Annotated in this window: 18 protein-coding genes; 16 read left to right on the top strand and 2 right to left on the bottom strand. The window is 71.4% G+C overall.

Going from position 1 to position 17914, the window contains the following annotated elements; genetic code table 11:
- Nucleotides 1-25 precede the first annotated feature (25 nt).
- The 14 genes from ACH34Q_RS03160 (at nt 26) to hypE (ending at nt 11308) form a co-directional block, all read left to right on the top strand.
- Entirely contained in the window at nt 26-652 is a 627-nt protein-coding gene (locus ACH34Q_RS03160) for an SIS domain-containing protein (RefSeq protein WP_395981180.1), read from the top strand.
- Between the two features lie 84 nt (nt 653-736).
- Nucleotides 737-997, top strand: coding sequence for a HypC/HybG/HupF family hydrogenase formation chaperone (locus tag ACH34Q_RS03155; RefSeq protein WP_395981179.1), 261 nt, complete (start codon nt 737-739; stop codon nt 995-997).
- Complete coding sequence (locus ACH34Q_RS03150) at nt 990-1682, top strand: SIS domain-containing protein (RefSeq protein ID WP_395981178.1); 693 nt, start codon at nt 990-992, stop codon at nt 1680-1682. The genes ACH34Q_RS03155 and ACH34Q_RS03150 overlap by 8 nt, the downstream gene beginning before the upstream one ends.
- Nucleotides 1679-2875 (top strand): hydrogenase expression protein HypE, encoded by a 1197-nt coding sequence (locus ACH34Q_RS03145; RefSeq protein ID WP_395981177.1) that lies wholly within the window; start codon nt 1679-1681, stop codon nt 2873-2875. The genes ACH34Q_RS03150 and ACH34Q_RS03145 overlap by 4 nt, the downstream gene beginning before the upstream one ends.
- Nucleotides 2872-4641 (top strand): nickel-dependent hydrogenase large subunit, encoded by a 1770-nt coding sequence (locus ACH34Q_RS03140; protein WP_395981176.1) that lies wholly within the window; start codon nt 2872-2874, stop codon nt 4639-4641. Before ACH34Q_RS03145 ends, ACH34Q_RS03140 begins: the two co-directional genes overlap by 4 nt.
- A gap of 3 nt (nt 4642-4644) precedes the next feature.
- Nucleotides 4645-5181 carry a NifU family protein gene (locus ACH34Q_RS03135; RefSeq protein WP_395981175.1) on the top strand — a complete coding sequence of 179 codons (537 nt, stop codon included), beginning with the start codon at nt 4645-4647 and terminating at the stop codon, nt 5179-5181.
- A 26-nt stretch (nt 5182-5207) separates the two neighbouring features.
- The gene (locus ACH34Q_RS03130) at nt 5208-5897 is read left to right on the top strand and encodes a DUF5947 family protein (RefSeq protein WP_395981174.1); all 690 of its coding nucleotides are present in this window, start codon (nt 5208-5210) and stop codon (nt 5895-5897) included.
- The gene (locus ACH34Q_RS03125) at nt 5890-6516 is read left to right on the top strand and encodes a DUF6084 family protein (RefSeq protein WP_395981173.1); all 627 of its coding nucleotides are present in this window, start codon (nt 5890-5892) and stop codon (nt 6514-6516) included. Before ACH34Q_RS03130 ends, ACH34Q_RS03125 begins: the two co-directional genes overlap by 8 nt.
- Before the next feature lie 11 nt (nt 6517-6527).
- Entirely contained in the window at nt 6528-7802 is a 1275-nt protein-coding gene (locus ACH34Q_RS03120) for a hypothetical protein (protein ID WP_395981172.1), read from the top strand.
- Complete coding sequence (locus ACH34Q_RS03115) at nt 7799-8293, top strand: hydrogenase maturation protease (RefSeq protein WP_395981171.1); 495 nt, start codon at nt 7799-7801, stop codon at nt 8291-8293. The genes ACH34Q_RS03120 and ACH34Q_RS03115 overlap by 4 nt, the downstream gene beginning before the upstream one ends.
- A complete protein-coding gene (locus ACH34Q_RS03110) occupies nt 8286-8693 on the top strand; it encodes a hydrogenase/urease maturation nickel metallochaperone HypA (protein ID WP_395981170.1) in 408 nt (135 codons plus the stop codon). The genes ACH34Q_RS03115 and ACH34Q_RS03110 overlap by 8 nt, the downstream gene beginning before the upstream one ends.
- Nucleotides 8671-9048 carry a HypC/HybG/HupF family hydrogenase formation chaperone gene (locus ACH34Q_RS03105; RefSeq protein ID WP_395981619.1) on the top strand — a complete coding sequence of 126 codons (378 nt, stop codon included), beginning with the start codon at nt 8671-8673 and terminating at the stop codon, nt 9046-9048. Before ACH34Q_RS03110 ends, ACH34Q_RS03105 begins: the two co-directional genes overlap by 23 nt.
- On the top strand, nt 9048-10178 hold the full coding sequence (hypD, locus tag ACH34Q_RS03100) for a hydrogenase formation protein HypD (RefSeq protein ID WP_395981169.1): 1131 nt from the start codon (nt 9048-9050) through the stop codon (nt 10176-10178). Before ACH34Q_RS03105 ends, hypD begins: the two co-directional genes overlap by 1 nt.
- Nucleotides 10175-11308: a hydrogenase expression/formation protein HypE gene (gene hypE / locus ACH34Q_RS03095; protein WP_395981167.1), complete on the top strand. Its 1134-nt coding sequence runs from the start codon at nt 10175-10177 to the stop codon at nt 11306-11308. Before hypD ends, hypE begins: the two co-directional genes overlap by 4 nt.
- Before the next feature lie 63 nt (nt 11309-11371).
- Here hypE and hypF read toward each other — a convergent pair whose 3' ends face one another.
- Complete coding sequence (gene hypF, locus ACH34Q_RS03090) at nt 11372-13687, bottom strand: carbamoyltransferase HypF (RefSeq protein WP_395981166.1); 2316 nt, start codon at nt 13685-13687, stop codon at nt 11372-11374.
- Between the two features lie 94 nt (nt 13688-13781).
- Here hypF and ACH34Q_RS03085 point away from each other — a divergent pair, with 94 nt between their 5' ends.
- Together ACH34Q_RS03085 and ACH34Q_RS03080 are read left to right on the top strand one after the other, a co-directional pair.
- Nucleotides 13782-16127, top strand: coding sequence for a phosphoketolase (locus ACH34Q_RS03085; protein WP_395981618.1), 2346 nt, complete (start codon nt 13782-13784; stop codon nt 16125-16127).
- Between the two features lie 97 nt (nt 16128-16224).
- Nucleotides 16225-17328 carry an acetate/propionate family kinase gene (locus ACH34Q_RS03080; protein WP_395981165.1) on the top strand — a complete coding sequence of 368 codons (1104 nt, stop codon included), beginning with the start codon at nt 16225-16227 and terminating at the stop codon, nt 17326-17328.
- Here ACH34Q_RS03080 and ACH34Q_RS03075 read toward each other — a convergent pair.
- Entirely contained in the window at nt 17325-17885 is a 561-nt protein-coding gene (locus ACH34Q_RS03075) for a hypothetical protein (protein ID WP_395981164.1), read from the bottom strand. The two genes, ACH34Q_RS03080 and ACH34Q_RS03075, sit on opposite strands and share 4 nt — an antisense overlap.
- Nucleotides 17886-17914: the final 29 nt, after the last annotated feature.

The raw sequence follows: 17914 nt of genomic DNA, 5'->3' as shown, positions 1-17914 counted from the left end.
TCCCGAAGGCAAGGAGCTGAACGACGTGGTCCCACCACCTGAGACCGCCGGCATCCCGCCCGCCGCCGGCGCCGCCGAGAAGGTTCTGGACGCGTTCGCCCGCCGCGACGGGGCCGCGGCCGGGCTCGCCGATGCCGCCGGACCACTGGTCGCGGCCTGCGATGACATGGCGGGCCGGTTCCGGCGCGGCGGCAAGCTGATCGCGTTCGGCAACGGCGGTTCCGGCGCGGACGCCAGCCATGTCGCGGTCGAGTTCATGCATCCGGTCACGGTCGGCGCCCGGGCGCTGCCGGCGCTCGCGCTCGGCAACGACATGACGACGATGACCGGCGTGGGATCCAGGGCCGGCTTCGGCGAGGTCTTCGCCCACCAGCTCCGGCACTTCGCCGCACCCGCCGACATCGCGCTGGGCGTGACACCGGACGGCCGGTGCCCCAACGTCCGGCGCGGGCTCGCGGCCGCCACCGGGCTCGGCCTGCTCACGGTCATGCTCAGCGGCGCGGAAGGGCCCGGCGGCCCCGCCGCCGACCATGTGATCCGGGTCTCCTCCGCCGATCCGCTGGTGGTCAAGGAAACGCACGTCACCGCTTACCACCTGATGTGGGAGCTGGTGCACATCCTGCTCGAACGCACCGGGACGGCCGGTCGATGAACGCCGATCAGGGAGCGACCGATGAGCAGCGATCCATGAAGGGCGACCGATGAGCAGCGATCAGAGAATACGGACGGAGCCCTGATGAAACCGACGCCGATCCCGCGGGCACCGGAGTGCCACGGCGAGGTCTGTGTGACCTGCTCCGACGAGGCGGTGCCGGTGCGGCTGCTCGAGCTGCTGCCGGGCGGGTTCGCGCTGGCCGATACCGGCACGTCCGTCGAGGAGGTCAGCGTGGCGCTCGTACCGGCCGAGACCGGGGCGACCGTGCTCGTCCATGCCGGCGAGGCCATCGCCGTGATCGGCGAGCCCGGCGACGGTACGGGGCGTGTGATCGATGACTGACGCGCCCGCCGCCATGCGTGATCTCTATCCGTTCCTCTATCCGGACACCGACAGGAACAGGGGCGGGCAGCGGGCCGCGAGCGGGGCAGCGGTCCCCGGCGGGCTGCTCGAGTCCACCCGCGCGAAGATCGGCGAGATCACCCGGCTGCGCCGCGAGGTCGCGGAGCGGCACGCGGCCGGTCTCGCCGCCTGCGCCACCGCGATGGCCGGACGGTTCGCGGCCGGCGGCCGGCTGTTCGCGTTCGGCAACGGGGGCAGCAGCACCGATGCCCAGGACCTGGCCGGCACCTTCCTGTGCCCGCCCGGTACCGCCCGCGCCCTGCCCGCGCTCGCACTGACCTGCGATGTCGCCGTCGTCACCGCGCTGGCCAACGATGTCGGCTTCGAGGTGGTGTTCGCCCGCCAGCTCGCCGCGTTCGGGCGGCCTGGCGACATCGCGGTCGGGCTGTCGACCAGCGGGGGCTCGGCGAACGTCGTCGCCGGCCTGGAACGGGCCGCGCGGATCGGCATGCTGACCGTCGGGCTCGCCGGTCACGGCGGCGGCCGGCTCGCCGAGCTGGACGGGCTCGACCACCTGTTCCCGATCCCCTCCTCTTCGGTGCACCGCATCCAGGAGGCGCAGACCACGCTCTACCACGTGCTGTTCGAGCTGGTCGCCCAGCGGCTGGAAGGTGACCCGGGATGACCACGGTGCGCACCGAGTCCACGAAGCCCACGGAGACCAGGGAGACCAGGGAGACCAGGGAGACCAGGGAGACCAGGGAGACCGCGGATTCCGCTGAGCCCACCGAGTCCACCGAGTCCGCAGAGTCCGCCGAGCCTGTCGTTCACCTGCTGTGGTTCAACGCGGGCCTCAGTTGCGACGGAGACTCGGTCGCCCTGACCGCCGCGACCCAGCCGAGCATCGAGGAGCTGGTGATGGGCGGGCTCCCCGGCCTTCCCCGGATCGCGCTGCACTGGCCGCTGATGGCCTTCGACTCCGGTCCCGGGGACGGCGCCGGCTCGTTCATCGACTGGTTCCATCGCGCCGGGCGCGGCGAGCTGGAGCCGTTCGTCCTGATCGTCGAGGGCTCGGTACCGAACGAGTCGGTCAAGGCGGAGGGCTACTGGTCGGGGTTCGGCACCGATCCGGCGACCGGGCAGCCCATCACCAGCACCGAGTGGCTCGACCTGCTCGCACCCCAGGCGACCGCCGTGGTCGCCGCCGGGACGTGCGCCGCGTACGGGGGAGTCCACGCGATGGCGGGCAATCCCACCGGCGCGATGGGCGTCCCCGACCATCTCGGCTGGGACTGGACGTCCAAGGCCGGGCTGCCGATCGTGTGCGTGCCCGGCTGCCCGGTCCAGCCCGACAACCTGTCCGAGACCTTGCTCTACCTGCTCTACCAGCTCGGCGGGCAGGCCCCCAAGATGCCGCTGGACGACAACCTGCGGCCGTCCTGGCTGTTCGGCCAGACCGTCCACGAGGGCTGCGACCGGGCGGGCTACTACGAGCAGGGCGACATCGCCGCCGGCTATGGCAACCACGAATGCCTGGTCAAGGTGGGCTGCTGGGGCCCGGTGGTCAAGTGCAACGTGCCGCGGCGCGGCTGGATCAACGGCATCGGCGGCTGCCCCAACGTCGGTGGCATCTGCATCGCCTGCACCATGCCCGGTTTTCCCGACAAGTTCATGCCGTTCATGGACGAGCCCGCGAACCTGCAGTCGTCCTCCACCCAAGGCGACGGCCTCTACGGCACCCTCATCCGTACGCTCCGCAACATCACGCTGCACAGCGTGGAGGCCGAGCCGAGCTGGCGGCGCCCGGGCGAGGAGCTGTCCAGCGGTTACCAGCCCCCCTGGCAACCGGAATCAGCGCGTCAGGAGTCAGCGCAGTGAGCGACGAACTGGTCGAGATGGCCTGGGATCCGATCACCCGGATCGTGGGCAGCCTCGGCATCCACACGACGATCGACTTCGGCCGGGGACGGGTGGCCGACTGCCACAGCACGTCCTCGATCTTCCGCGGCTACAGCATCTTCATGCAGGGCAAGGACCCTCGGGACGCGCACTTCATCACCAGCAGGATCTGCGGGATCTGCGGCGACAACCACGCCACCTGCTCGGTCTACGCGCAGAACATGGCCTACGGCGTGCGGCCCCCGGCCATCGCCGAGTGGATCCACAACCTCGGCGAGGCCGCCGAGTACATGTTCGACCACAACCTCTTCCAGGAGAACCTGGCTGGGGTCGACTACTGCGAGCGGATGGTCCGCGAGACCAACCCCGGCGTGCTGGAGCTGGCCGAACGGACCGAGGCGCCGCACGCCGCCGAGCACGGCTACCGCACCATCGCCGACATCATGCGGTCGCTGAACCCCCTCGAAGGCGAGTTCTACCGGGAGTCGCTCCAGGTCAGCCGTTCCACCCGGGAGATGTTCTGCCTGATGGAGGGGCGGCACGTCCATCCCTCGACGCTCTACCCGGGCGGCGTCGGCACGGTCGCGACCGTCCAGTTGTTCACCGACTACCTGTCGCGCCTGATGCGGTACGTGGAGTTCATGAAGGCCGTGGTGCCGATGCACGACGACCTGTTCGACTTCTTCTACCAGGCCCTGCCCGGCTACGAGGAGGTCGGCCGCCGCCGGGTGCTGCTGGGCTGCTGGGGCTCGCTGAACGACCCGGCGCACTGCGACTACGACTACCGCACGATGGGCGACTGGGGCCGCAAGGCGTTCGTGACCCCGGGAGTGATCGTCGACGGGAAGCTGGTCACCAGCGACCTGGTCGACATCAACCTGGGCATCCGCATCCTGGTCGGCAAGTCCTTCTACGACGACTGGACCGACCAGAAGCCGTTCGTGACCCACGACCCCCTCGGCAACCCGGTCGACGCGCGGCACCCCTGGAACCAGCACACGATCCCCCACCCCCAGAAGCGCGACTTCAAGGGCAACTACAGCTGGGTCATGGCGCCGCGCTGGTTCGACGGCAAGGAGCACCTCGCCCTCGACACCGGCGGCGGGCCCCTCGCCCGGCTGTGGTCCACGGCCCTGTCGGGCCTGGTCGACATGAACTACGTGAGAGCCACCGGCCACAGCGTCCAGATCCACCTGCCCCGTACCGCGACCAAGCCCGAGGCCACCTTCGAGTGGACGATCCCCATGCACAAGGGTCAGCCGCTGAGCAACGCCATCGAACGCAACCGTGCCCGCACCTACTTCCAGGCGTACGCCGCTGCCGCCGCGCTGCATTTCGTGGAGCAGGCGCTGGGCGAGGTCAGGGCGGGCCGTACCGAGACATGGAGCCCGTTCACGGTTCCCGACGACGCCATCGGCTGCGGCTTCACCGAGGCGGTCCGGGGCGGGCTGTCCCACCACATGGTGATCCGCGACGGGAAGATCGCCAACTACCACCCGTACCCGCCGACCCCCTGGAACGGCAGCGTCCGCGACGACTTCGGCACCCCCGGCCCGTTCGAGGACGCGGTACGCGGGACCCCGATCTTCGAGGAGAACCCGCGCGAGTCGTTCAAGGGCATCGACATCATGCGGACCATCCGCAGCTTCGACCCGTGCATGCCGTGCGGCGTCCACATGTACCTCGGCGAGGGCAAGGTGCACCGCCGGGTGCATTCACCCACCGCCTACACGCCCGGAGGCTGATCCATGGAGAGCTTGCGTGAGGTGGAGGCCCGGGTCGAGCGGCTGGTCGAGGAGCTGTCGGATCCGCCCCCGGTCCGCCACCGCGCCGAGGAGCTGGTCCGGCTCCTGATGCACCTGTACGGGGAGGGCCTCGGCCGCGTCGTCGGCCTGCTCGCCCCGGACCAGGTGGCCCGGCTGGCCTCGGACGATCTGGTCGGCAGCCTTCTGATCCTGCACGACCTGCATCCGGACTCCACCCTGGAGCGGGTCGGCACGGCCCTGGAACGCATCCGCCCTCACCTCGGCTCCCACGCGGGCGGCGTCGAGCTGATCGGCATCGAGGACGGCGTCGTCCACCTGCGGCTGCGCGGCGCGTGCGACGGCTGCCCCTCGTCCGCGAGCACCGTGCGGGACGCGATCGAGACCGCCGTACGCGCGGCCGCCCCGGAGATCACGGCCATCGAGGTGGAGAACGCCACCCCCGAGCCGTCCCTGCTGCAGATAGGAACGCGCCCGCCGCTCACCTGCCCGGCCCCGCTGCGACCGGGAGCGACCACATGACGAGCGGGTTGCGGCGGTTCAGGGAGATGACAGAGAGGGGCAGGGGGACGGGCAGGGAGACGGGAGAGACGGGCGCCGATCAGGCGGCGCCGCCGCTCGCCGGCTGCGAACTCTGCGGTGAGGCGCTGGGCGCGGCCGGGCACGGGCACGCGGTGGATCTTGAACGGCGGGGGCTGCTGTGCGTCTGCCGTGCCTGTGCCCTGCTGTTCGCGCACCAGGGCACGCGTCAGGACACGCGTCAGGACACGCGTCAGGACACGAGCACCGGACGGTATCGGGTCGTTCCCGAGCGATATCGCCATGTGCCAGGGTTCGCGCTCACCTCGGCACAGTGGGAAGAGCTGCAGATTCCGGTCGATGTCGCGTTCTTCTTCCGTAACTCGCGACTCGGGCGGTACGTGGCGCTGTATCCGAGTCCCGCCGGGGCCACCGAGTCGCTGCTGCCTCTCGGCGCGTGGGAGCCGATCCTGGCCGCCAACGCGCCTGCCGCCGATCCGGCCGATGACGTCGAGGCGCTCCTTCTACGCCGGAACGGAGCCGGAAGCGGAGCCCGTTCCGGCAACGGCGTCGAGTGCCATCTGGTCCCCATCTCCGCCTGCTACGACCTGGTCGGGCGGTTGCGGCGGCACTGGCGCGGGTTCGACGGCGGCACCCGCGTGCGAGACGAGATGGACGCCTTCTTCGCCGGACTGCGAGAGCGGGACGGCCATGGCTGATCTTCACTTCACCTGTACCGACGTGCGGCCCGATCCGTACGCGGCCGCTCCGACGCTGGTCTTCCGGATGCGCGCCATCGAGATGAGCGGGATGGACGTGCGGTCCATCGCGCTGCGCTGCCAGCTGCGCATCCTGCCGAGGCAGCGCGAGTACTCGCGGGACGAGGCGGCGCGGCTGTCCGACCTGTTCGGGACCCGCGAGCGCTGGCCGAGCACGCTCAACCCGCTGCGGTTCGCCGAGGGCACGGTGACGGTCCCGAAGTTCCGCGACGCCGTCGAGTTCGAGTTGCCGGTGCCGTGCTCGTACGACCTGGAGGTCGCCTGCGGGCGCTACTTCCACGCCCTGGACGACGGCGAGATCCCGATGGTGATGCTGTTCAGCGGGACGCTCTTCACCCGCGACGACATCGCGATGATCCCGTGGGACCGGGAGTGCGAGGTACGGGTCCCGGTGCAGGTGTGGCAGGAGCTGATCGAACGGCACTTCCCGGGCGGCGGCTGGCTGCGGCTGAACCGCGACACCGTGAACGCGCTGCTGGCGTTCAAGCAGCGGCGTGACCTGCCCACCTGGGACCAGGCCATCGAGACGCTGCTGCGCGAGGGCGGTGCCCATGCGTGAAGGCGGTGCCCATGCGTGAGGAGCCGGCCGGTTTCGCGAAGGCCCGTGCGGTGGCCGACGCCGTGCTCTTCGAGGGCTACATCCTGTATCCGTACCGGGCCTCGGCGCCCAAGAACATGATGCGCTGGCAGTTCGGCGTGCTCGCTCCCGCCGGCGCGGCCGAGACGTGCGAGGCGGTCACCGAATGCGTCGTGGTCCCGCACGCGGCCGGTGCCGTGACCGTACGGGCGAGATTCCTTCAGCTGCGGCGGCGCGACGCGCGCGGCCCGGCCGACCCGGCCTGGGACGAGGGCGTCACGCACGAGATCGACGGTCGGCTGGACCTGGTCCCGGGCGGCGGCGCGCGGATCCCGTTCACGATTCCCGGGGGACAGGACGGCGAGCGCCGCTGGTGGCCGCTGTCGGGCGTCCTGCACCTCAGCGCGGAGCACGTACCCGGCGACCTGCTCAAGGTGACCGCCCGCCTGGAGAACACCACACCGGCGCCCGTTCAGCCGCAGGAACAGGACCACCCGCAGGAACGGGAGAGTCCACGCGAGCGGGGAGAGCCGCGCGAGCGGATGCTGCGCCGTTCGTTCCTGGGTGCCCATGTGCTGCTGAGCGTCACCGGCGGGGAGTTCGTGTCGATGATCGACCCACCGGAGGAGGCGGCGGCAGCGGTGGCGGCCTGCGCGAGCCGGCACACCTGGCCGGCGCTGATCGACGCCACCACGCTGCTGAGCGCCCCGATCATCGTGGGCGACCATCCCCAGGTCGCGCCCGAGAGCCCGGGCGACATGTGCGATCTCACCGAGATCGACGAGCTACTGGTGCTGCGCACCATGACGCTCACCGACGAGGAGAAGCGGCAGGCACGAGCCACCGACGAGCGGGCCGCGGCGATCGTCGACGGCGCCGACGCGATCACCCCGGACGCACTCGCCCGACTGCACGGGGTCGTCCGGCCCACCGAGGTCGTCCCGCCCGAGGCGGTGGGGCAGGCCGAGGGCGCGGTGCCCTGGTGGAGTGCCGAGGCTGAACGTGCCGTGTCGCCGCGTACCGACTCGGTGCAGGTCTGCGGCGGGGACGCCGCCCGTGGCACTCGGGTACGGCTGCGGCCTCGGCGCCGCGCCGATGCGCAGGACATGTTCCTGGAGGGGCGTACGGCCACGGTCGCCGTGGTTCTGGCGGACGTCGACGGCGGCTCGCACGTCGCCGTGACGCTCGACGACGATCCGGCCGCCGCGCTGAAGGAGTCGGTCGGCCGCTACCTGTACTTCGCGCCCGACGAAGTGGAGCTGCTGTGAAATTGCTGGTCGCAGGCGTGGGGAACGTGTTCCTCGGCGACGACGGATTCGGAGTCGAGGTGGTGCGGCGGATGGCCGGGACGCCGCTGCCCGCCGGTGTACGGGTCGCCGACTTCGGCATCCGGGGCGTGCATCTGGCGTACGAGCTGATGGACGGCTACGACCGGCTGATCCTGGTGGACGCCGTACAGCGCGGCGATCCGCCGGGGACCGTGTCGGTGATCGAACCCGTCTCGCCGGAAGCGGGCGAGCCGGTGCTGGACGCGCACGATCTGACCCCGGAGGCGGTGCTGGCGGCGGCCGGGCGGCTGGGTGGCGAGCTCGGCTGGATCCGGCTGGTCGGCTGCGAGCCGGCCTGCCTGGACGAGGGGATCGGGCTGAGCGGGCCGGTCGAGGCCGCGATCGACGGCGCGGTACGGCTCGTACGGGAACTGCTGGCCGACGCCGCGCGCGAGGACGCGGCGGTGGAGAGGACGGGACGGCATGCATGAATTCGGTCTGTGCGAGGCACTGCTGCGAGCGGTGGAGAAACGGGCGGCGGGGCGCCGGGTCACCGGTGTCACGGTACGGATCGGTACCGCCCACGCGGTCGTCGAACCGGCCCTGGCCCAGTCGTTCGAGATGGTCGCGATGGGCGGCTGCGCGGCGGACGCCACGCTGGAACTCGTCACCGTGCCCGGCGAGGAGTTCACCCTGCAGTCCATCCGGGTCGTTCAGGACGACACCCGGGCGCAGGATCGGGAGCCAGAGGATCGGGAGACAGCGGGTCGGGAGACAGCGGGTCGGGAGGACGTCCGGGCGGACGATCGGGAAGGTGTTCCGGACACGGCCCGGGAGCCGGACCGGGCCCAGGAAGGGGCGGGTGGCCATGTGCCTGGGCATCCCCGGTGAGATCGTCGAGCTGCTGCCCGGCCGGCCCGATCTCGCCCGGGTCGAGGTGAGCGGCGTGCGGCGCGCGGTCAACATCGGGCTGCTGGACGGCGAGGAGGTGGGGCCCGGCGACTGGGTGCTGATCCATGTGGGCTTCGCGCTGTCCAGGATCGACGAGGCGGAGGCGCGGGCGGCGCTGGAGTTCCTGGCCGGCATCGGCGCCGCCTACGACGAGGAGATCGCCGCGCTGCAGGACTCGATGATCGACGGCGCGGGAAGCGACGGCCCGAGTAACGGCGGGGCGAGCGGCGGCCCGAGTAACGGCGGCCCGAGCGGCGGGACGAGTAACGGCGCGAGCGACGGAGGCATCGGCTGATGCGGCATGTCGATGAGTACCGCGACGCAGGGAAGGCGCGGGCGCTGGCGGCCGCGATCGCCGGGCTGTGCGAGCCGGGCCGGCGCTACACGTTCATGGAGGTGTGCGGCGGCCACACGCACACCATCTACAAGCACGGCATCGAGGACCACCTGCCGGCGGGAGTCGAGCTGGTGCACGGTCCCGGCTGCCCGGTGTGCGTCATCCCGATGGGCCGGGTGGACGACGCCGTGCACATCGCCCGTACCCCGGACGTGATCATGACCTCGTTCGGCGACATGATGCGGGTGCCCGGCGGCGGTCCCTCGTTCCTGGAGGCCAAGGCCGAGGGCGCCGACATCCGGATGGTCTACTCGCCGCTGGACGCGCTGCGGATCGCCCGCGACAATCCCGGCCGGCGGGTGGTCTTCATGGCGATCGGCTTCGAGACCACCGCCCCGTCCACGGCGATGACGCTGCTGCGCGCCCGGGCCGAGGGCATCGAGAACTTCTCGGTGTTCTGCAACCACGTGACGATCATCCCGGCGATCAAGGCGATCCTGGACTCGCCCGATCTGCGGCTGGACGGCTTCCTCGGTCCCGGTCACGTGTCCACCGTGATCGGCTGCCGGCCGTACGGCTTCATCCCGGAGTCCTACGGAAAGCCGCTGGTCGTAGCCGGTTTCGAGCCGCTGGACATCCTGCGTTCGGTGCACATGCTGCTGACCCAGCTCGCCGAGGGCCGGTGCGAGGTCGAGAACCAGTACGCGCGGGTCGTCCCGTGGGACGGCAACCTCAGGGCGCTCGGCGTGCTGAGCGAGGTGATGGAGCTTCGCCCCTTCTTCGAATGGCGCGGGCTGGGCTTCATCTCGCACTCGGCGCTGCGGCTGCGCGAGTCGTTCGCCGCCTATGACGCCGAGCGCATCTTCGACATTCCGGGCGTACGGGTCACCGATCCCAAGGCCTGCCAGTGCGGCGAAGTGCTCAAGGGCGTGCTGAAGCCCTGGGAGTGCAAGGTCTTCGGCACCGCCTGCACTCCGGAGACGCCGATCGGCACCTGCATGGTGTCGTCGGAGGGCGCGTGCGCCGCGTACTACAACTTCGGCCGGTTCTCCCGTTCGGCCGTACGGCGAGAGGCGGCCGGGCGATGACCACCGACGCACGGCACGAGCACGACGCCGAGCGCGAGCGCGAGCGCGACGCAGAGCACGAGCGCGAGCAGCGCGTGCTGGACCGCATCGACCGGGCCCGCCGCGCCAGGCCCCGCATGCGGGACGAGCGGATCACGATGGCGCACGGCGCCGGGGGCAAGGCCTCCCGCACGCTGATCGAGGCCGTCTTCCTGGAGGCGTTCGGCGATCCGCTGCTGGCTCCGCTGGAGGACCAGGCGGTGTGCCCGCCGATCGGCTGCCGGACGGCCTTCACCACCGACGCGTACGTGGTGTCCCCGCTGTTCTTCCCCGGCGGTGACATCGGTGATCTGGCGGTCAACGGCACCGTCAACGACCTGGCCATGTCGGGTGCCCGCCCGCTCTACCTGTCGGCCGCGTTCGTCCTGGAGGAGGGGCTGCCGGTCGCCGATCTGGTCCGGATCACCCGCTCGATGGCGGCGGCGGCCGAGGCGGCGGGCGTCCGGATCGTCACCGGTGACACCAAGGTCGTCGAGCGAGGCAAGGCCGACGGCTGCTACGTCGTCACGGCCGGTGTCGGTGCCGTGGAGCACCCGTACGAGCTGGGCGCCGGGTGTGCCCGTCCCGGCGACGCGGTACTGGTCTCGGGACCCATCGGGGAGCACGGTACGACGATCATGCTGGCCCGCGGCGATCTGGACCTGGACGGCGACCTGGTCTCCGACACCGCTCCGCTGGCCGGTCCGGTGGCCGCGCTGATCGCCGCCTGCGGCCCCGGCGTACGGTGCCTGCGCGACGCCACGCGCGGCGGGGTGGCCACCGTCCTGAACGAGATCGCCGCCGCCTCCGATGTCGCGATCGTGATCGACGAGACGTCCGTTCCGGTGCGTCCCGCCGTACGGGGCGCGGCGGAGATCCTCGGCATCGATCCGCTCTACGTGGCCTGCGAGGGCCGGATGGTGGCGGTCGTCGAGGGGGCCAGGGCGGACACGGCCCTGGACGCGCTCCGCGCCCATCCGCTCAGTGCCGGCGCCGAGATCATCGGCCGGGTGACCGCCGAGCCGCCGTCGATGGTGCTGCTCAACACCGAGTTCGGCGGTACGCGGATCGTGGACCTGCTCATCGGTGACCCGCTACCCCGGATCTGCTGACCGGATCTGCTGACCCGCCTGTGTTGACCCGCCTGTGTTGATCCGGCGGCGAGCCCGCCGGGGTCAGGCCTTGGTCCGGTCGAGGGCGGCGGCGATGGCGACCTGGCCGAGGCTGATCCCGCCGTCGTTCGGGGGTACGTGCCGGTGGGTGAGGACGTGGAAGCCGTGCCGTTCCAGGGCGGGGACGGTCCGCGCCACCAGCAGGGCGTTCTGGAAGACGCCGCCTGACAGCGCGACCACCGTCAGGCCCGTGTCGTCGCGGAGCCGTACGCAGGTATCGACGATCAGCGAGGCCATCCCGTTGTGGAACCGGGCCGCGATGGTCTCGACCGCCGTGCCCGCGCGCAGGTCGGCGGCGGCCGCGCGCACCAGGTCGGACGCGCTGATCCGGCCGCGATCGAAGTGCGCCGGATAGGCGTCCCGTACGGACGGATCCGCGCACTGCTCCAGTTCGATCGCGGCCTGGCCCTCGTACTCGATGGTGTCGCGAAGGCCGAGGAGGGCGGCGACCGCGTCGAACACGCGCCCGGCACTGGAGGTGGGCGGCGAGTTCAGGCCGGCGGCGGCCATCGCGACGATCTGGTCCCATCGGCGGCCCTGCCTGCGGCGTACCTCCAGACTCTCCTGCGGCAGGTAGGCGGCGGCCATCCGCCAGGGCTCCTTGATCGCGGCTGCTCCGCCGGGCAGGGGAACGGGCACCAGGTACGCGGCGCGGCGGAACCCCTTCAGGTCGGCGATGAGGAACTCGCCGCCCCACAGAGTGCCGTCGGTGCCCAGACCCAGGCCGTCGAACGCCACCCCGATCACCGGGCCCGCCTCTTGGTTGTCGACCAGGCATGAGGCGATGTGGGCGTGATGGTGCTGGACACCGAGCAACTCCGCGCCCGAACCGTGGTCGTGCTCGATGGCGTACTGGGTGGCGTACTCGGTGGCGTATCGGGCTGCGTACTTGGAAGACAGGTACTCCGGATGCAGGTCGTGGACGATCAGCGCGGGTTCGATGCCGAGCAGCCGCCGGAAGTGCGCGATGCCCTCGGTGTAGGAGCGGAACGTCTCGTGGTTCTCCAGGTCGCCGATGTGGTGCGAGAGGTACGCGCGTCCATCCCGTACGAGGCAGAACGTGCTCTTCAGTTCGGCGCCGCAGCCGAGCAGTGGCCGGGTCGCGGGCGGATCCAGGGGAAGCGGTCGGGGGGCGTGCCCGCGTGAACGGCGTACCGGAGTGGCCCGGCCATGCGACACCCGTACGACGGAGTCGTCGGTCCGGACATGGATGGGCCGGTCGTGGGTCAGGAACGCGTCGGCGATGCCGCCGAGCCGCTCGGCCGCCTCCTCGTCCCGGTAGGCGATCGGCTCATCGGATCTGTTTCCGCTGGTCATGACCAACGGTCCGGCGAAGTCATGGGTCAGGAGCCAGTGCGGCGGGGTGTACGGGAGCATCAGGCCGAGTTCGCGGCGACCGGGTGCCACCGCGTCCGCGATCCCTGTACCTGGACGGCGGGGGACCAGCACGATCGGGCGTTCAGGGGATGCCAGCAGGTCGCGCGCGAGCGGGCCGATCTCGGCGAGGCGCTCGGCCGTGGCCAGGTCCGGTACGAGCACGGCGAACGGCTTGGCGGCGCGGTGCTTGCGGGAGCGCAGCCTGCCGACCGCCTCGACGTCGGTCGCGTCCACGGCGAGGTGGTAGCCGCCCAGGCTCTTGATCGCGAGGATGCCTCCCCGGCGCAGGACGTCCACGGCTCCGGCGATGGGGTCGGCCCCGGGGTGGCCGTCGTGAACGGTCAGCCGGAGCGCCGGGCCGCACTCGGGGCAGCACACGGGCTGGGCGTGGTAGCGGCGGTTCGCCGGGTCCTCGTACTCGGCGGCGCACTGCCCGCACATCGGAAATCCCGCCATCGTCGTGCGCGGCCGGTCGTACGGGAGGTCCCGGACGATCGTGAAGCGCGGCCCGCAGCCGGTGCAGGTGATGAACGGGTGGCGGTACCGCCGGTCGGCCGGGTCGAACAGCTCGCGCACGCAGTCGGCGCAGGTCGCGGTGTCGGGGGAAACGGGCGTACGGGGCGCCGGGCCGCCGCGGCTGGGGACGATGGTGAAGCCGGCCGTATTGTGCGGGGCGCCGGCCGGGACCCCGTTCGGGACGAGGGGCTCGGCGGTGATCCGTTCGATCAGCGCGAGCGGCGGGGCCTCGTCCTCCAGTGCCCTGCGGAACCGTGCCACGGCGCCCGCCGGTCCCTCGGCCTCGATGAACACGCCGGCGAGATCGTTGCCGACCGAGCCGGACAGGCCGAACCGGTGCGCGATCGCATGGACGAACGGCCGGAAGCCGACCCCCTGCACGATGCCCTCGACGCGGAACCGCGTCCGTACCGGAGTGACGGTCACCTCACCGATTGTGGCCGTACGGGCACCCGCCGCGCAGGCATACCGGGGCGAAGTCCTGGGATTCTCCGTTCCGCTGGCGGGAAGGGAACGCGGCATGCTGGACGATGACGAGGTCGCGCGGATCGACGCCTACTGGAGGGCGGCGAACTACCTGTCGGCCGGGCAGATCTACCTGCGCGCGAACCCGCTGCTGCGCGCGGAGCTGCGGCCCGAGCACATCAAGCCGCGGCTGCTGGGCCACTGGGGGACCACGCCGGGGCTGAACTTCTGCTACGCCCACCTCAACCGGGTGATCAAGCAGCGCGCGCTGGACATGATCTACATCATGGGACCGGGGCACGGCGGGCCCGCGGCGGTGGCCAACGCCTGGCTGGAGGGCACGTACGGCGAGATCTACCCGGACGTGTCGCGGGACGAGCCGGGGATGGGACGGCTGTTCCGGCAGTTCTCGTACCCGGGCGGCGTCCCGAGCCATGTGGCGCCGGAGACGCCCGGCTCGATCCACGAGGGCGGTGAGCTGGGCTACTCGCTGGCGCACGCGTACGGGGCGGCGTTCGACAACCCGGACCTGGTGGTGGCGTGCATCGTCGGCGACGGGGAGGCCGAGACGGGCCCGCTGGCGGCGAGCTGGCACTCGACCAAGTTCCTGGACCCGGTCCGGGACGGAGCGGTGCTGCCGATCCTGCATCTGAACGGGTACAAGATCGCCAATCCGGCGGTGCTCGCCCGGATCTCCGAGGAGGAGCTGGCCATGCTGCTGGAAGGCTACGGCCATCTGCCGTACCTGGTGAGCGGCGACGATCCCGCCTCGATGCACCGCACGATGGCGTCCGCGATGGACCAGGCGCTGGACGAGATCGCCCGGATCCAGTCGGCGGCCAGGTCGGGCCGGACGGCCGAGCGGCAGCGCTGGCCGATGATCATCCTGCGCACGCCCAAGGGCTGGACCGGCCCGAAGGAGGTCGACGGGGTCCCGATCGAGGGCACCTGGCGGTCGCACCAGGTCCCGCTGTCCGGCGTACGGGAGAATCCCGCCCATCTGGAGCAGTTGCGGGACTGGCTCCGCTCGTACCGTCCGGAAGACCTCTTCGACGGCGAGGGCCGCCCGGTGGCCGAGCTGACGGCCCAGGCGCCCGAGGGACGGCGGCGGATGAGCGCCAACCCGCACGCCAACGGCGGCGAGCTGCTTCGGCCGCTGGTGCTGCCGGACTTCCGTGACTTCGCCGTCGCGGTGGACAAGCCGGGCGCCGGTGCCACCGAGCCGACCCGCGCGCTCGCCGCCTACCTGCGCGAGGTCGTGGCGGCCAACCCGGGCAACTTTCGGATCATGGGACCGGACGAGACCGCCTCCAACCGGCTCGGCGCGGTGTTCGAGGTCACCGACCGGGTGTTCACCGGGGAGCGGCTCCCGACCGACGAGCACCAGGGGCCGCACGGCCAGGTGATGGAGGTCCTGAGCGAGCATCTGTGCCAGGGCTGGCTGGAGGGCTACCTGCTGACCGGTCGGCACGGGCTGTTCAACAGCTACGAGGCGTTCATCCACATCGTCGACTCGATGTTCAATCAGCATGCCAAGTGGCTCAAAGTCACTCGGAAGCTGCCGTGGCGGCGGCCCATCGCCTCGCTCAACTACCTGCTGTCCTCGCACGTGTGGCGGCAGGACCACAACGGCTTCACCCACCAGGACCCCGGATTCCTGGACGTGGTGATGAACAAGAAGCCCGAGATCACCCGCGTCTACCTGCCGCCGGACGCCAACACGCTGCTGTCGGTCGGCGACCACTGCCTGCGCTCCCGCGACTACGTCAACGTCGTCGTCGCCGGGAAGCAGCCCTCGCCCGACTGGCTGACCATGGACGAGGCGATCGCGCACTCCACCCGCGGCATCGGCATCTGGGAATGGGCCAGCCGGGACGAAGGCGCCGATCCCGATGTCGTCCTGGCGTGTGCGGGCGACGTCCCGACGCTGGAGACGATCGCCGCCGCCGACCTGCTCCGGCAGAACTTCCCCGAGTTGCGGGTACGGGTCGTGAACGTGGTCGATCTGATGCGGCTGCAACCCGACACCGAGCATCCGCACGGGCTGCCCGACCGCGAGTTCGACGCGATCTTCACCACCGACCGGCCGATCATCTTCGCCTTCCACGGCTACCCGTACCTGATCCACCGGCTCGCCTACCGCCGTGCCGGCCACCCCAATCTGCACGTGCGCGGCTACAAGGAGGAGGGCACGACCACCACGCCGTTCGACATGGTCATGCTGAACGACCTCGACCGGTACCACCTGGTCATGGACGTCATCGACCGCGTCCCGAGCCTGGGCGGGCGGGTCGCGCACGTACGGCAGCGGATGGCCGACAAGCGGCTCGCGCTGCGGGCGTACACCCGCGAGCACGGCGAGGACGCCCCGGAGGTACGCGACTGGGCCTGGCCCTACTGATCTCCGACAGCACCGAGTTCCGACAGCACCGAGCTGCGACCGTACAGAGCCGTGACCGTACAGAGCCGTGACCGTACAGAGGAAATGGGGGTTTCCGATGCGGGTGCTGACCGTCAATCCGGGTTCCAGCAGCCTGAAGATGAGCCTGCTCGACCATGACGACACCGTCATGAACACCGTCGATCTGCCCAGCGGCGCGCCCGACCGGGAGGCCGAGCGGCTGGCCGCCGCTCTGGCCGGGCTGCCCGTACCGGACGCGATCGGGCTGCGGTTCGTGCACGGCGGCCGGGACTTCAGGCAGCCCACGGTGATCGACGAGGAGGTGTCCAAGCGGCTGTACACCCTCGTCGACCTCGCGCCGCTGCATCAGCCGCAGTCGCTGTACGGGCTCGGCGAGGTCCGCCGGGCGCTGCCGGACGTACCGGTCGTGGCGTGCTTCGACACCGTGTTCCACGCGGACCTGCCGGAAGCGGCGGCGGCCTACGCGGTGCCGGTGGAGTGGCGGGAACGGTTCGGGCTGCGGCGGTACGGCTTCCACGGCCTGTCGTTCGCGTACGCCCTGCGCCGGTCGGGGGAACTGCTGGGCACCGATCCCGCGACGCTGCGATTCGTACTGTTCCATCTGGGTTCGGGGGCCTCGCTGGCGGCGGTGGCGGGTGGCCGTTCGGTCGACACCACGATGGGGTTCACGCCGCTCGAAGGCCTGGTCATGTCCACCCGCGCCGGCAGCCTGGATCCGGGGATCCCGCTGTGGCTGTGCAAGCACGGCGTACCGCAGGGGGAGATCTCCGACGCACTGGAACACCGCTCGGGGCTGCGTGCCCTGGCCGGAACCGGTGACATGCGGGAGATCCGGCAGCGGGTCCGCAAGGGCTGCGAGGTGGCGGTGGCGGCGCTGGACGTCTACCACCACCGGCTGCGGGCGTGCGCCGCCGCCATGGTCGCGGCGCTGGGCGGGGTGGACGCGCTGGTGTTCACCGGAGGCGTGGGCGAGCACGATCCCGAGGTACGCGAGCGCGCCGCCGCCGATCTGGGCTTCCTTGGGGCCGCCGTCGACGCCGAGGCCAACGCCGCCGCCCGCGGCGACGCCGATGTCACGGCGCCGCGAGCCGCCGTCCGTACCCTCGTGGTCAGCTCGCGCGAGGACCTGGAGATCGCCGCCGGTGTCCGCAGGGCTCTGGGCGCGGGCGGTCCCGGCTAGCTGGGCGAGCGGCTGTCGTCCAGCCTTGCCCATTCGTTCTCCCAATCCCGGTATCGGCGGCGGTCGAAGCGGCGCCGGCACGCCGCGTACACGATCAGCAGCGGGGCCGCCGTCCCGGCCGCGACCGCCGCGCCGGCCAGCGCCGCGCCCGTGACCGTCTGCGACCGCATCCGCGGCCGTACGGTCGGATGGCCGGCGGCGTCGACCCACATGGGCTGGGTCTGGCCCTGCTCCGGCCGCCCGCGCCACACCACGGCCGCCCCCGTACGAGCGGATCCGTCGCGCTCGCTCCAGCGCACCCGGATGACCCGCGCCCTTCTCGGGTCCGAGGCCTCCACGGCGACGACGGTGGCGGCGACCCGATGGCGCGTGGCCGCCTGCGACCGTTCGACCTGGACGCCCCGTTCATAGGCGGCGCCGCCCGCACGTACCGAGAGGACCGGGGCGGCACAGACGAACAGCGCGGTGAGCACCACGGCCACGGCGCGCTGCGAACGGTCGACCTCGCGCAGCAGCGGGTTGCGGGCCGTTCGACGGAACCCGGTTCGTCTCTCCATCCCTGCCGCAGCCTCCCTCCGTGCTCCAG

The organism is Actinomadura sp. 9N407, assembly GCF_044326315.1.
In the GTDB taxonomy this organism is placed as follows: domain Bacteria; phylum Actinomycetota; class Actinomycetes; order Streptosporangiales; family Streptosporangiaceae; genus Spirillospora.
The sequence above is the reverse complement of the archived record's forward strand: the minus strand, read 5'-3'. Positions and strand labels throughout refer to the sequence as shown.

Excerpts from the sequence above, each read along its gene's own strand:
- ACH34Q_RS03155 (WP_395981179.1), top strand. The coding sequence starts at position 737 with ATGAAACCGACGCCGATCCCGCGGGCACCGGAGTGCCACGGCGAGGTC.
- ACH34Q_RS03150 (WP_395981178.1), top strand. The coding sequence starts at position 990 with ATGACTGACGCGCCCGCCGCCATGCGTGATCTCTATCCGTTCCTCTAT.
- ACH34Q_RS03145 (WP_395981177.1), top strand. The coding sequence starts at position 1,679 with ATGACCACGGTGCGCACCGAGTCCACGAAGCCCACGGAGACCAGGGAG.
- ACH34Q_RS03135 (WP_395981175.1), top strand. The coding sequence starts at position 4,645 with ATGGAGAGCTTGCGTGAGGTGGAGGCCCGGGTCGAGCGGCTGGTCGAG.
- ACH34Q_RS03130 (WP_395981174.1), top strand. The coding sequence starts at position 5,208 with ATGACAGAGAGGGGCAGGGGGACGGGCAGGGAGACGGGAGAGACGGGC.
- ACH34Q_RS03125 (WP_395981173.1), top strand. The coding sequence starts at position 5,890 with ATGGCTGATCTTCACTTCACCTGTACCGACGTGCGGCCCGATCCGTAC.
- ACH34Q_RS03120 (WP_395981172.1), top strand. The coding sequence starts at position 6,528 with ATGCGTGAGGAGCCGGCCGGTTTCGCGAAGGCCCGTGCGGTGGCCGAC.
- ACH34Q_RS03110 (WP_395981170.1), top strand. The coding sequence starts at position 8,286 with ATGCATGAATTCGGTCTGTGCGAGGCACTGCTGCGAGCGGTGGAGAAA.
- ACH34Q_RS03105 (WP_395981619.1), top strand. The coding sequence starts at position 8,671 with ATGTGCCTGGGCATCCCCGGTGAGATCGTCGAGCTGCTGCCCGGCCGG.
- hypD (WP_395981169.1), top strand. The coding sequence starts at position 9,048 with ATGCGGCATGTCGATGAGTACCGCGACGCAGGGAAGGCGCGGGCGCTG.
- hypE (WP_395981167.1), top strand. The coding sequence starts at position 10,175 with ATGACCACCGACGCACGGCACGAGCACGACGCCGAGCGCGAGCGCGAG.
- ACH34Q_RS03085 (WP_395981618.1), top strand. The coding sequence starts at position 13,782 with ATGCTGGACGATGACGAGGTCGCGCGGATCGACGCCTACTGGAGGGCG.
- ACH34Q_RS03080 (WP_395981165.1), top strand. The coding sequence starts at position 16,225 with ATGCGGGTGCTGACCGTCAATCCGGGTTCCAGCAGCCTGAAGATGAGC.
- ACH34Q_RS03075 (WP_395981164.1), bottom strand. The coding sequence starts at position 17,885 with ATGGAGAGACGAACCGGGTTCCGTCGAACGGCCCGCAACCCGCTGCTG.